General features: G+C 61.6%; 9 protein-coding genes and 1 pseudogene. 4 read left to right on the forward strand and 6 right to left on the reverse strand.

Annotated elements, in window-relative coordinates:
* Window positions 1–31 precede the first annotated feature (31 nt).
* A complete protein-coding gene (locus tag PFEN_RS31720; protein ID WP_412071498.1) occupies window positions 32–895 on the reverse strand; it encodes a methyl-accepting chemotaxis protein in 864 nt (287 codons plus the stop codon).
* Window positions 890–1,771 (reverse strand): annotated as a pseudogene (locus PFEN_RS31725) (MCP four helix bundle domain-containing protein); the annotation flags it as partial. The pseudogene PFEN_RS31725 and the gene PFEN_RS31720, both read right to left, overlap by 6 nt.
* Before the next feature lie 438 nt (window positions 1,772–2,209).
* On the opposite strand from PFEN_RS31725, the gene PFEN_RS29785 reads away from it, so the two are divergent.
* Genes PFEN_RS29785 through PFEN_RS29795 form a run of 3 tightly spaced genes read left to right on the forward strand, consistent with a single transcriptional unit; the run spans window position 2,210 to window position 5,766 of the window.
* A complete protein-coding gene (locus tag PFEN_RS29785) occupies window positions 2,210–3,580 on the forward strand; it encodes a cytochrome c (RefSeq protein ID WP_191490134.1) in 1,371 nt (456 codons plus the stop codon).
* A 15-nt stretch (window positions 3,581–3,595) separates the two neighbouring features.
* Entirely contained in the window at window positions 3,596–4,135 is a 540-nt protein-coding gene (locus PFEN_RS29790) for a sorbitol dehydrogenase family protein (RefSeq protein WP_224771088.1), read from the forward strand.
* Complete coding sequence (locus tag PFEN_RS29795) at window positions 4,132–5,766, forward strand: GMC family oxidoreductase (protein ID WP_191490136.1); 1,635 nt, start codon at window positions 4,132–4,134, stop codon at window positions 5,764–5,766. The genes PFEN_RS29790 and PFEN_RS29795 overlap by 4 nt, the downstream gene beginning before the upstream one ends.
* A gap of 241 nt (window positions 5,767–6,007) precedes the next feature.
* Here the strand turns inward: PFEN_RS29795 and PFEN_RS29800 are convergent, their stop codons facing one another.
* Both PFEN_RS29800 and PFEN_RS29805 read right to left on the reverse strand, forming a co-directional pair.
* Window positions 6,008–7,282: a type II toxin-antitoxin system HipA family toxin gene (locus PFEN_RS29800; RefSeq protein ID WP_191490137.1), complete on the reverse strand. Its 1,275-nt coding sequence runs from the start codon at window positions 7,280–7,282 to the stop codon at window positions 6,008–6,010.
* Window positions 7,282–7,788, reverse strand: coding sequence for a helix-turn-helix domain-containing protein (locus tag PFEN_RS29805; protein WP_191490138.1), 507 nt, complete (start codon window positions 7,786–7,788; stop codon window positions 7,282–7,284). The genes PFEN_RS29800 and PFEN_RS29805 overlap by 1 nt, the downstream gene beginning before the upstream one ends.
* 310 nt (window positions 7,789–8,098) lie before the next feature.
* On the opposite strand from PFEN_RS29805, the gene PFEN_RS29810 reads away from it, so the two are divergent.
* The gene (locus PFEN_RS29810; protein WP_191490139.1) at window positions 8,099–9,592 is read left to right on the forward strand and encodes a YifB family Mg chelatase-like AAA ATPase; all 1,494 of its coding nucleotides are present in this window, start codon (window positions 8,099–8,101) and stop codon (window positions 9,590–9,592) included.
* Between the two features lie 66 nt (window positions 9,593–9,658).
* On the opposite strand, the gene PFEN_RS29815 is transcribed toward PFEN_RS29810, so the two are convergent.
* Window positions 9,659–10,873 carry an aldose 1-epimerase family protein gene (locus tag PFEN_RS29815; protein ID WP_191490140.1) on the reverse strand — a complete coding sequence of 405 codons (1,215 nt, stop codon included), beginning with the start codon at window positions 10,871–10,873 and terminating at the stop codon, window positions 9,659–9,661.
* A gap of 123 nt (window positions 10,874–10,996) precedes the next feature.
* A complete protein-coding gene (locus tag PFEN_RS29820; RefSeq protein WP_191490141.1) occupies window positions 10,997–12,973 on the reverse strand; it encodes a methyl-accepting chemotaxis protein in 1,977 nt (658 codons plus the stop codon).
* Window positions 12,974–13,188 lie beyond the last annotated feature (215 nt).

Consider the following 13,188-nt stretch of genomic DNA (forward strand, 5'->3'; position numbering starts at 1 on the left):
GGCAGGCTAGCACCATTCCTGGCACATGGAATCAGAGGCGGAAACGGCTGACCAGCGTATTGAACGACAGGGCCAGGTTCGACAATTCCTGGCTCGAAGCGCTGGTCTGGTGCGCGCCGGCGGCGGACTGGGTCGAGAGACTCTGGATATTCACCAGGTTGCGATCGACTTCACGGGCCACATGGGCCTGTTCCTCGGAAGCCGTGGCGATCACCAGGTTACGGTCATTGATCTGCGCAATACCGTCGGCGATCTGCTCCAGCGCCTCGCCAGTGGTCTGGGCCAGGCCCTGGGTCTCGGTCACCAGCATCTGACTCTTGCCCATGGCCTCGACTGCGCTGTCGGCACGGTTCTGTACCGCGCGAATCATGCTCTCGATTTCACCGGTGGACGCCTGGGTGCGCGCAGCCAGCGCGCGAACCTCATCGGCGACCACGGCGAAGCCGCGCCCCTGCTCACCGGCGCGCGCGGCCTCGATGGCCGCATTGAGGGCCAGCAGGTTGGTCTGTTCGGCAATCCCGCGAATCACATCCAGCACCTTGCCGATATCACGAACCTGCACGGCAAGGTCCCTGACCAAGCCGGTGGATGAGGTGATTTCCTGGGTTGCATTGTTGATCGCCTGCATCGCGTTACGTGCTTGGTCGCGGCCATTACTGGCCTGCAGGCTGGTCGATTGCGAGGCCTGCGAGGTGGAAACGGCATTGCGCGCCACCTCTTCGACTGCCGAGGTCATTTCGGTCACGGCCGTGGCCGCCTGCTGGATCTCGTCATTCTGCCGGGTCAAGGCACGGCTTCCATCGTCGGTGACCGCCGTCAGTTCCTCGGCAGCGGAAGCCAACTGATCCGAAGCACTGGCAATCTGCTGGATCGTCGACTTCAGGCTGGCCTGCATGCCCCCCAGAGCCTCAAGCAACTGGCCCGCTTCATCGCGGCGCTGGCTGGTGATGTGCTGGGTCAGGTCGCCCTGGGCGATGCGTTGCGCGCAATCGACTGCCGTGGCAATCGGTCGACTGATCAGGCGGCTGATAAACAGCCCCAACAGCAACGCAGCTATAAAGGCCACGATAATGCCGCTGTACAAGACGGTCCTGGCCGACACTTCTTGAAGCGTGGCGGCCTTGGCATCTTCACTGATCTGGCGGTCATTGGAGTCGATCATGATGGTCAACTGATCCATCACTTTGCGATAAGCCTTCTGCAGGTCACCCAGCAGCAGGGTGCGCCCCTTCTCCAGGTCACCGACCGCCATCAGCGCCACATACTGCTGCACCATCGCCTGGTAGACCGGCCAGTCGCGAGCCATCTGGTCGCCGGCAAGGCGCTCGTCTTCAGCCAGGGGCCCTTTGCGGTACGCGGCGAAAGCCTGTTCGCTGGCCAACTGGTTGGCTTTCATAGAGGCGAGAAACTCATCCTTCACGCTCTGCGGGGCATTGCCCGCGGTGGCGACATACAGCCGGTACATGTCGCGCGTCTGGCCAACCGCCTTGGTCTTGGTCTGCGACGTGTTGGCGACCGAGACCAGGTTGTTGCTGAACACCGCCTGCAAGCGCGCCGACAGCGCGGAAACACCGCTGATGCCAAGCATTCCCACAGCGAGCGTGATCAAGGCGCAGAGGACAAAGGAAGTGATCAGTTTGGTCGAGAATTTTGCGTCATTGAGCCAGTTCATCGGTGGATCCTCATAGGGTGCTGATCGCACAGCCCTGTTATGTGTGCATTCCCCTGCTCCCGCGTAACACCAGGTGAAGGGACCGTGTCGGAACTCCATCGCCACTCGAGCCCGCCTGGCGACAGCGCAGGCACCGCCGGCGCAATACCTGGCACGTTATTTTGAACATGACGTCGTACCACGGCACAAACGCACAAGCCAAAACCCCCGCTGGCTCTCAAGCTTGATGGGGTCAAAAAGAACACCTTTCTTTCTTGCCGTCCCATCGCGCTCACGATGCTTGCGGCCTGCCCCTTGCTTAAATGCCTTTCCTAGAGCCATCCATTGGAAAAAATAAATAATGGCTATCTGCCATATTTGTTGAGAAAGATTACCTCATGTGAAATATTAATCGCAATGTACGACATCGTATGACCTTGAAAAATCTTTAACACCGCGCCCAACCAAGATCATGCGTGCAAGCCAAACCATGAGGAGTTACCTATGCATCCGCAGAGGATGGGTCAGCCATTGCCAGGTGTGCGCAAGGCAAAACCCATGAGGATTACGATCGCAGGGTGCCTGGTCCTGACGGCGGTCAGCCTGGCGGCCCATGGCGAGGCGCTCGACGCCAGCGCTTCGCCGGGCAAGCGTCTGGCGCTGGCCGCTGATTGCGTGGCCTGCCATAGCAGCGACGCAGGCAAGCCCTTTGCCGGCGGTTACCCACTCAACTCGCCGATGGGCGTTATCTACTCGACGAATATCACCCCGTCGAAAACCGCCGGTATCGGCCATTACAGCCAGACAGACTTCGCCCGCGCCGTGCGCGACGGCGTGACCCCGGATGGCACCCGCCTATACCCGGCGATGCCCTATACGTCCTACGCAAAGCTGACCGACAGCGATGTCGCCGCCCTGTACCAGTACTTCATGCATGAAGTCGCGCCGGTGGATGTGCCCAGCCGCAAGACCGAACTCGACTTTCCGTTCAATATCCGCGCCTCGATGCGCGGCTGGAACGCGCTGTTCCACAGCCAGAAACGCTTCGTGGCGAATCCGGGCAAGTCCGAGCAGGTCAATCGCGGCGACTACCTGGTCAATGCACTGGCCCATTGCGACACCTGCCATACCCCGCGCAACGTCCTGATGGCCGCGGATAACGACAAGGCACTGTCCGGCGGCTCGCTGGGGGCCTGGTACGCACCGAACATCACCTCGGACAAGACCAGCGGCATCGGTGCCTGGTCGAACGACGAGATCGTCGCCTACCTGCGCAGCGGCCATATCGAGGGCAAGGCACAAGCCGCCGGGCCCATGGCCGAGGCGGTCGAGCACAGCCTGCAGTACCTCGCCGAAGATGACCTCAAGGCCATCGCGGCCTACCTGCTGCAGACCCGCCCCATCGCCAGCGGCGAGCGCCAGGCCCGCCATACCTTCGGCCAGGCGTCGAGCGACGAGCTCAGCCTGCGCGGCGGCAATTCGCAGGACAATCCAGGCTGGCGCATCTTCAGCGGCACCTGCGCCAACTGCCACCAGGCCAACGGCCAGGGCACCAGCCAGTACCCGTCACTGTTCCACAACACCGCGACCGCCCGCAGCGACAACCTGATCGCGACCATCGTCTACGGCGTGCACCGCGAAGTCGACGGCGGGGCAATCGATATGCCGGCCTTCGGTCCCGATGCGCTGTTCACCGATCGCCTCGACGACCAGCAGATCGCCGATGTCAGCAACTACGTCCTGTCCCGCTATGGCAATTCCGAACTGAGCGTGACCGCCGCCGATGTGGCGCGCGTGCGTGAAGGCGGCCCCAAGGCGCCGCTTGCCGTGCTGGCACGGTTCAGCGTGCCTGGCCTGATCATTCTCGGCCTGCTGATCATCCTGGCACGGTTCAGATTCAAGACTCGTCGCCAGTACCGGGAAGCCTGAGCAATGGAAACTTCGATGACTGACCAGCACCTGCCCGTTTCATCCGCACCCACCCAAGCATTGTCCCGCCGCAGCCTGCTACGCGGCTCGGTAACCCTGGGCCTGGCGGCCCTGGTCGGCGGCCTCGGCTGGCAACCGGTCATGGCCATGGCCGGGAGCGAGCAGGGTTTTATCACCTTGTCGCAATTCCTGGTCAGCCGCCCGGTCAACCCGGTCCTGGCGGCACGCTACTATCGCGCCCTGAGCCGGCGCGCGGTGAATTTCAGCGGCAATGTCAGCGCCCTCGGGCAACTGATCGCCGGACAGGGCTTCAAGCATGTGGATGAATACCTCGCCCAGGCCAACCTCGACCCGTCATTGAAGGCGACCGCGACCAGCATCATTTCGGCCTGGTACCTGGGCACCGTCGGCGAGCTCGCCGACGCCGAGTTGGTCAGCTACGCCGAGGCACTGATGTACCGCCCGACTCACGGCATCCTCATCATCCCAACTTACGGTGGCGGCCCCGACTCCTGGGGTAGCAAGCCAGCCGACACTCAGGATTTCCAACTATGAGCAGCATGGCTTACGACGCCGACGTGGTCGTCATCGGTTCCGGCGTGATGGGTGGCCTGATTGCCAGCGACCTGGCCAAGGCAAACAAATCCGTGATCGTCCTCGAAGCGGGCCCGCGGGTGAACCGCCGCGAGATCGTCGAGACCTTCCGCAACTCCGCGGTCAAACTGTCGCTGGCCAATGCCAAGTTGCAGGGGGCCGGCTCGCCCTATCCGAGCCTGCCGCATGCGCCATCCACCTATGGCGACTACCTGCAGCAGGTCGGTCCGGTCAAATACAACACCTCCTACCTGCGCGTGGTCGGCGGCACCACCTGGCACTTCGGCTCCTCGCTGTGGCGCATGCTACCGAACGACTTCCGCCTCAACTCCCTCTATGGCCGTGGGCGTGATTGGCCGATCGGCTACGACGAACTGGAACCCTTCTACGCCCGTGCCGAAACCGAGCTGGGCGTCTCCGGGGTCGATGGCCAGGACGAAAGCGGCCAGGGCGGCAAGGCCTATCCGCCACGCTCGATCCCCTACCCGATGCAGGGCCTGAAGCCGAGCTACATGTTCCAGCGCCTCTCGACCCTGCTGAGCAAGGGTGGCTACCACCCGATCCTCGAACCCAATGGCCGGGCCACCCGCCCCTATGGCAAGCGCCCACCGTGCGCAGGCAACAACAACTGCAACCCGGTCTGTCCGATTGCCGCCAAGTACGATGGTTCGATGCATATCGACGAGGCCGAGCGCCATGGCGCCAAGGTCCTGGAAAACTCGGTGGTATACAGGATCGAGGCTGGCGACGATGGCAAGATTACCGCGATCTGGTACATGCGCCCGGACAAGACCCAACATCGCCTGACCGCCCGTTACTTCGTGCTGGCGGCCTATGGCATCGAATCGCCAAAGCTGTTGCTGATGTCCACCTCCGAGAAATACCCCAACGGCATCGCCAACGCTTCCGACCAGGTCGGCCGCAACCTGATGGACCACACCGGCGTCAGCATGAACGTGATGACCAGGGAGGACATGTGGCCCGGCGAGGGGCCGACCCAATTGCTGGTGTACCTGAACAGCCGCGACGGTGCCTTCCGCAAGGACTACCCGAGTTACAAGATCAAGGTGCGCAATACGGTCCCGACCTCGCAGATCACCAGCAACCTGATCGCCAAGGGCGTGCTCGGCTCGAAACTCGACGAACAGATTCGCCTGCAGTCGGCGCGCTCACTGAACTGGGCGGTGGACTTCGAGACCCTGCCGCTGCCGGAAAACCGCATCACGCCAAGCAAGACGCGCTTCGACGCGATTGGCCTGCCGATGCCGGAGATCTACTACAGCGTTCCCGACTACTGGCATGCGGGCAAGGAAAAGGCCCTGGAGGATCTCAAGCAATTCGCCCACCTGCTCGACGCCGATATCCTCGGTACTGATGTCAACTTCCAGAACCGCCAGCACATCATGGGCACCACCATCATGGGCGACGATCCAAAAAACTCGGTGGTCGACCGCGACTGCCGCAGCCATGACCACGCCAACCTGTTTATCGCCGGAACCAGCGTGATGCCATCGTCGTCTTGCGTGAACCCCACATTGACCGGCGCCGCGCTGAGCATTCGTATCGCTGATCAATTGCTGAGGGAGGTGTAGGCGCACGGTTACACACAGCCACGCAGCGCGCGAAAAGCGCCGTGGTGGAAACAAGCGTCACGCCTGCTTCCATCGTTTTCGTGAGGTTGAACGCTACGTACCAGCCTCTAGAGCCATTGCGGGGATGTAGAGAAGGCGCGGCCCTCATAGATCCATCGCTAAAATCGTTAGCCTATAGGCGTACAAAAAGTAGATTTTGTACGCCTATAGGCTAACAAATCGAGCTATCGGGGATGACGAGCTAGCCTTGCGCTCTCGCGAAGGCAGGAGCCATGTAGTCTTGCTCACGCGGCGAAAAGCCCAGGGCTTGAGCAACTGTTCTCCATTGGCTAACAGCGTCAACGCAGTCGGCAATGATCTCATTCGCATCCCCCATACCCACCCGAAAAAAGCCGGCCACCTCTCGGGCAAGCTCCAGATCCAGGGCGTTGTCATACTCGGTGATATTGAGCTTCAGGCCGTCGCCATCGGGCACGGGATTCAAGTCGTATGCATCGGATAGACGCCAGCCCTTGCCTGGCTCAAGGATGAAACCATGATTGCGCAAGTGGTCATCCGTGTTCGAAACCAGAATGTTGAACACTATGCGTGTCCAAAGCTCCTCCAGATCCCGCTTGGTATCTGAGCCATTTCGCATCAGAATTTCAGCCAGCTCCATATAGCTGACTCCACTGCCGGCGTCGTCACCGTCTACATGACCGGTGAGCGTCATGGCGGATGCAAAATGGAGGCGACCGCCAGCAGCAGTCCGGTCGAAGCGCTTGACCATGAAGCAGTGATAGTCGCTCGCATAGCGCTTGGCCGTTGCCGAAGCAACGTTCAGACCGCAGGCTTTCGCGAGCGCATTGACCACCAACTCCCACCCACCGACATCGTAGGTATCTCGAGTGGACGGGAATTTGGCAATCCACAGGTGCCCATCACCGTCAGCCACGCTGGCCTTTGGCCGGGCACCACCGAGTGAACCACCGGGTGCGATCAGCATGCGTAACCATTCCCGGCCATCCACCGCCACGTTGTCCGGATCTAGCTCCAATTCACGGCTGGCGCGCTCAAGAGCATGAATCTCGATGAAGGGCGGAGCAGCTACATAGTGCTGATCGTCGAGGAAATTGCCCTCGTCATTCAGTCGGTACCGAAGAGCACCAACCCGATAGAGGTCATGGACACCAAGCAGAAAGTCCGACTCGCCAAGTCTCTTGTTCACAGGAGCCAAGCCGTCACGGATATCGCGTTCCAGGCGACGCTTCATAAGCAGTCGCCCCCAGCGATCGGGACAGGAGTCGCCGAACACCCCGAACATATCGCGGCCACCGCCTGGGTACTGGGCACCCGCGTATGGCCCAATACTGGGGTCGATCTGAACAGTACTCAACGCGGGATTTTTCAGCGCCACCGGGTCATTTTCGTAGTCGAACTTCTCCGATTGACGAGTTTTTCGAGCATGCAGCCAGCCGAGACGCTGCGGCCCATCCAGCCCGTCCCAGTCGGCGTAAACTCCAATCATGGTACTCATTACTTGTCAATCCTCCGACGAGGCGGGATCAAGGCAGCCAGTGAGTCGCTACTGATTGCTCCACTGTCGCTTCGGATTACAACCTGGGAGGCCGCTGGTTTCTCGGGGGCACGCACTTTCTGAACCGCGACTTTCCCCAACGGATCCCGCAGCGTGCTCCTTTGAGGCGTTGGCGCTTCGCCTGGGGCTCGTACAGCGGTAAGTGTTTTTTTCTTGCCCGGAAGAAGACTCACATCCTGCAGGTGGCGGCCAAGCTCATCCTCACCAGCGAGCTTGGTCAGGTCCCTCTCAAGCCCCAGCACCTGCATTATTGCCAAGTAGGCACCGATGGTGCTGCCGGACGAGCCGTGCTCCAGGGCGCGCAGGGTCATCTGGGACATACCGGCGCGCTCGGCGGCCTGTTTGGCCGTGATTTTGCGCCGCAACCGGGCGAGCTTAAGCCGCTCGCCGAGGTCAGCAAGCAGGCGTTCGGTTGCTGGAAAAAGCGGTGCGGTTTTCTTGGCCATGCTGTTATTCCTTCACTTATACGAAATAAGTGCAAGAATAATAGCACTTAACCTATATCACTCAAGTAAAATTATTTTGGCTATATATCTATCAAAATGCCAAATTAATTGCATTAATGCTCATCTCCTCTTGGTCGCCCCCACCCTGATCATTCCTCATTTCAGAAATTACCAACGAGTCCGGCATGATTCCCCGCCGATGAACCAAACAACGAATCGTCTGGACACATAAAAGCCCCCAAGCCCCTCCCCCGCTCAACTAGTCTTCCAGAACCGCAGGAAGCGGCCCCTTCGCGTTCAAGGAAAGAGCATGTCCCTGGCCATCGTCCACAGTCGCGCCCAGGTGGGCGTGGAAGCCCCCGCCGTCACCGTCGAAACCCATCTGGCCAACGGCCTGCCGATGCTGACGCTGGTCGGGCTGCCCGAAACCGCCGTCAAGGAAAGCAAGGACCGGGTCCGCAGCGCGATCCTCAACTCGGCCCTCGATTTTCCGGCCCGGCGCATCACCCTCAACCTCGCCCCCGCAGATCTACCAAAGGACGGCGGACGCTTCGACCTGGCCATCGCCCTCGGCATCCTCGCCGCCAGCGTGCAGGTGCCCGCCCTGACCCTGGATAACATGGAATGCCTGGGCGAGCTGGCCTTGTCCGGGGCTATCCGCCCGGTGCAAGGCGTGCTGCCGGCGGCGCTGGCCGCCCGAGCAGCCGGGCGCACGCTGGTGGTGCCGCAAGCCAATGCCGAAGAGGCCTCGCTGGCCTCCGGGCTGACGGTGATTGCCGTCGACCATTTGCTGCAACTGGTGGCCCATCTCAATGGGCATGTGCCGATCACACCCTTCGAGTCCAGCGGCCTGTTGCACCTGAGCAAGCCCTACCCGGACCTGAGCGAAGTGCAAGGCCAACTCGCTGCCAAACGCGCCTTGCTGATCGCCGCCGCCGGGGCGCATAACCTGCTGTTCAGTGGCCCGCCCGGCACCGGCAAGACCCTGCTCGCCAGCCGTCTGCCCGGCTTGCTGCCGCCACTGGACGAACAGGAAGCCCTGGAGGTCGCAGCCATCCAGTCGGTCGCCAGTCATGTACCATTGAGCAGTTGGCCGCAGCGACCGTTTCGCCAGCCGCATCACTCAGCCTCGGGCCCGGCACTGGTAGGTGGTGGCTCCCGACCGCGCCCCGGTGAAATCACCCTGGCCCATCACGGCGTGCTGTTCCTCGATGAACTACCGGAATTCGACCGCAAGGTATTGGAGGTTTTGCGCGAACCACTGGAGTCCGGGCATATCGTGATTTCCCGGGCCCGCGACCGGGTGCGCTTCCCCGCACGCTTCCAACTGGTGGCGGCGATGAATCCCTGCCCCTGTGGATATCTTGGCGACCCCAGTGGACGTTGCCGCTGCACCCCGGAACAGATCCAGCGCTACGGCAACAAACTCTCCGGCCCACTGCTGGATCGCATCGACCTGCACCTGACCGTGGCCCGTGAAGCCACGGCACTCAGCCCTTGCCAGCAAGACGGCGACAACACCGCCCAGGCCGCCGCCCGGGTCGCCGAAGCCCGACAACGTCAGCAACAACGCCAGGGCTGCGCCAACGCGTTTCTCGATTTACCGGCGCTGCGCGCGCACTGCAAGTTATCCACAGGCGATGAAAAGTGGCTGGAAACAGCCTGTGAACGGCTGACGCTTTCGCTGCGGGCAGCTCATCGGCTGCTCAAGGTGGCGCGGACGTTGGCGGATCTGGAGCAGGTGGAAAACATAGGCAGGGATCATCTGGCCGAAGCGTTGCAGTATCGGCCAGTGTCCCAATAGACAGGATATCGCGTGAACAAAGCCTGACCGAAACATTGCGTTATCGGCCAGACCATCCCCAAAGGGTTATTCCTTGCTCAAATCCACCAACGGCGTGCCCCGCACCTCCGTCTTGCGCCCATCCTGAATCTGCGTCACCCGCTGCACCGCCTTATCCACAGCCGCCTTGTCCGCCAGCAGGCTGTAACTGATCTGGAACTGGCGCTTCTGCCCGGCCTCGATCGTCGGCACCAACCCCAGCGGACGCTGGTAATGGCGGTTATAGGAGAAGCTGGTGCCCGGCTCCAGCCCGGTGACATAGCCCTGCCCCCGGGTATCGGTGTTTTTCCACAGGGAGAACACTGGCAACTGCTGGGTGTTGAACCCGACCGAAACCCCAAGACTACCCGCCTTGTTGTGCAACACCGCCAGGGTCTCGCCCTTGGCATCGGCATACGGCACGACGTTGTAGACGGTCTCGTCATAGTCCTTGGTCGGCGCGCGATAGGTCTGCCAGTCCGCCAGGTCGCCCTTGGCCTTGTCGTTGAACGGCGAGACCTGCTTCACCGGCGCCACGAAGCGTGCGCCTTGCTCCAGGAACGGAGTGCTGAAGTTGCTGTGATACAGCGCCTGGTATTCCTTCGGATAGTCGCCGTTGTTGGTCAGCGTATCGTTGAGCGCAAAGCTCACACTGCCGGGCAGCGTCGACAGTTCGGTGACCACGGAGAAGTCGACCTTCTTGAACGCCTGCTCCTTCAGCTCGCCTTGCAAACGAATGGCATAAGGCGGTTGTTCGTCGATATGCAGGGTGACCTTGCTGGCCGGAATATTCGCCGCCCGCCCGTGCAAGGTGAGCAGTTCACCGTTATCGAGCCCCGGATGCCCGACCCACTCATAGCCGCAACGCGTCACCAATTCGTTGAAGCCCTCCAGCCAGCCCAGGCCACCGCGGCCATTGAGCTCGATAAAGGCCGGATTGACCACCTCCTTGACCGGCGAGTCCCAGCCCAGGCGCACATCGCCTACGGATGCATGCAGGACGTTCATGCCCCGGGTCGGGACCACCGAGAGTTTCATCGTGCCGTTGTCGATATCGACGATGCTGACCCCTTCCTGGCGACCGCCGTGCAAGGTGCGCATCGTGACGGAGAAGGGTTTGGCGGTCTTGATCCCCAGTTGCTGGCTGGTGATCTGCCGGTTCTGCGCGGGCGTGTCGCTATCGAGCAGCGTGTAGTCCCAGGCCATGGCATGGGAAGCAGCGGTCAGGGCGGTGACGCCGAAAAGCAAGCGGAGGGAAGTCATGGGCGGTCCTTGTTGGAATTGTTCGACTTTTATAGCGCTGATGAAACGATTCAGCAAGTCAGCCGAACAAATTCGCGGACACTACGACGCTATGGAGTGAGCGCGGCCTGAACCGCACTGTCCTCAGCGAAACTGATCCACCTCCTGACGCAGCTCCGTCGCCAGGGTCTCCAGCTCCCGGGCTGTGATTGCCAGGTTGGAGACCACCTCGCGCTGCTCGCCGTTGGCCAGGGCGATGCTCTGCAGGTTGCTGCTGAGCTGGGTTGCGGTGCTGCTCTGTTCCTGGGTCGCGGTGGTGATAACGGCAAACTGCTGTCCGGCCGAACGGCTCTGCTCGTCGATCTGCGCCAGGGCAGAAGCCACGTTGGCATTGCGCGACAGGCCCTCCTGCATCAGCCGATTACCCTCTTCCATGGTGCTGATGGCGTGACCGGTCTGTTGCTGAATGCTCTGGATCATCCCGGAAATCTGGTCGGTGGCTTCACGGGTCCGTCCCGCCAAGCTGCGCACCTCGTCCGCCACCACGGCAAAACCGCGCCCCTGTTCCCCGGCACGGGCCGCTTCAATGGCCGCGTTCAGGGCCAGCAAGTTGGTCTGATCGGCAATCGAGGTGATCACCCCGACAATCCCGCCGATTTCCTCGGAACGCTGCCCCAGGGCGTTGATCACCTGCGCCGTGCTGCCGAGGGAACCGGCAATCTGCTCCAGGGATGTCGAGGCCTCGTCCATGGCGGTGCGGCCGATTCGGGTCTGCCGGGCATTCTCCTGGGCCAGCCGCTCGGTATTGCCCATGTTGTCGGCGATATTCAGCGAGGTGGCACTGAACTGCTCCACCGCGCCGGCCATGCTGCTGATCTCGCCGGATTGCTGCTCGATCCCTTCATAGGCACCGCCGGACAAGCCGGTGAGTACATGGGCACGGCTGCTGACCTCGGCAGCCGCCTTGCGGATGTGCTCGACCATCGAGGACAGCGCCTGCCCCATCTGGTTGAAGCTGTCGGCCAACTGGCCAATCTCGTCATGGCTGGACACGTCCAGGCGCACGCTCAAATCCCCCGCCCCCAAGGCTTGTGCCTGACGCACCAGGTCGCCCAGGGGGCGCAACTTGCTGCGCAGCAACCAGATCACCGCGCCGACGGCCAGCAGCATCGCCAACAGGCTGCCAATCACCAGTTTAATGCCGACATTCCAGGTCACGGCGCGGATCTCGGCTTTGGGCAGGCTCGCCACCACAGTCCACGGCCCGCCCTCAAAGGTCACCGCGACGCTGTAGAAATCCTCGTTCTTGTCACTCCAGAAACGACCATGACCCGGTTGCCGGGCCAGCTCGGCGATCACCGCAATCGCCGGTTCGAGATCCTTCACCCCAGCCGGCGGCACCAGCCAATGTTTCTGCTCATCGAGCAAGGCCAAGGAGCCGGAGGTACCGATGCGAAAGCGCTTGAGGTTGTCGAACTGCGCATTCTGCGCATCGGTGTAGTCAAAACCGACGAACAGCACCGCGATCACCTTGCCAGCGGCGTCGCGTACCGGGGTGTACTGGGTCATGTAGTAACGGTCGAACAGCAATGCCCGGCCGACGTAGCTCTGGCCCGCCAGCAAGCGCTGGTAAGCCGGGTGCTGGTGATCGAGCAGGGTGCCGATGGCGCGACTACCGTCCTGCTTGGTCAGGGAGGTACTGACCCGGACGAAATCCTCGCCGCTGCGCACGAACAGAGTCGCGACACCGGCGGACATCTGCTTGAAGGCGTCCACCTCGGCGAAGTTGTTGTTCAGCAGCTCATTGCCCAGGTACAGGCCCGGCGCTTGTACGCTGCCCACGGCAACCAGTTCCTCGGGGCGCACGCTCAGGCCACTGCTGAAACGCTTTTCGAACAGCCCACTCAAGCGCTGAGTGCTCTCGCGCAAGGTGCCATGAAAGGTGTTCAACTGGTCAGCCAGCAGGCGGGCTTCGCTGGCCAGGTGTTCTTCACGAGTGTCGAGGTTGGCCGCGTCCAGCGAACGCAAGGCAAACACGGTGCTGCCACTGATCACCAGCGCCAGGATAACGGCGAGTGCCAGCCCCAGTTGCGAGGCAATACGGGCACGAGGTCGGGACATGATACGGCTCCTGGGCGGGTGGCAGATCCTGTGGGTACTGTCAGACCCACAGCAACATTTCCAATGACAAGCATGATCGAACCGCGCTGGATCGCGGTTCTATGTCGGTAGATTCGGCAGTGTTACAGAATACTTGAGTGATTTGGGCGGATATCAGCAACTACCAAAAAACTATCCGCCGAGCCGATCGGCTTCGGGCAGGAACATGGCCGCGA

Source organism: Pseudomonas sp. FEN, from assembly GCF_904067045.1.
GTDB lineage: Bacteria > Pseudomonadota > Gammaproteobacteria > Pseudomonadales > Pseudomonadaceae > Aquipseudomonas.

Excerpts from the sequence above, each read along its gene's own strand:
- PFEN_RS29810 (WP_191490139.1), top strand. The coding sequence starts at position 8,099 with ATGTCCCTGGCCATCGTCCACAGTCGCGCCCAGGTGGGCGTGGAAGCC.
- PFEN_RS29800 (WP_191490137.1), bottom strand. The coding sequence starts at position 7,282 with ATGAGTACCATGATTGGAGTTTACGCCGACTGGGACGGGCTGGATGGG.
- PFEN_RS31720 (WP_412071498.1), bottom strand. The coding sequence starts at position 895 with ATGCAGGCCAGCCTGAAGTCGACGATCCAGCAGATTGCCAGTGCTTCG.
- PFEN_RS29805 (WP_191490138.1), bottom strand. The coding sequence starts at position 7,788 with ATGGCCAAGAAAACCGCACCGCTTTTTCCAGCAACCGAACGCCTGCTT.
- PFEN_RS29795 (WP_191490136.1), top strand. The coding sequence starts at position 4,132 with ATGAGCAGCATGGCTTACGACGCCGACGTGGTCGTCATCGGTTCCGGC.
- PFEN_RS29815 (WP_191490140.1), bottom strand. The coding sequence starts at position 10,873 with ATGACTTCCCTCCGCTTGCTTTTCGGCGTCACCGCCCTGACCGCTGCT.
- PFEN_RS29790 (WP_224771088.1), top strand. The coding sequence starts at position 3,596 with ATGACTGACCAGCACCTGCCCGTTTCATCCGCACCCACCCAAGCATTG.
- PFEN_RS29820 (WP_191490141.1), bottom strand. The coding sequence starts at position 12,973 with ATGTCCCGACCTCGTGCCCGTATTGCCTCGCAACTGGGGCTGGCACTC.
- PFEN_RS29785 (WP_191490134.1), top strand. The coding sequence starts at position 2,210 with ATGAGGATTACGATCGCAGGGTGCCTGGTCCTGACGGCGGTCAGCCTG.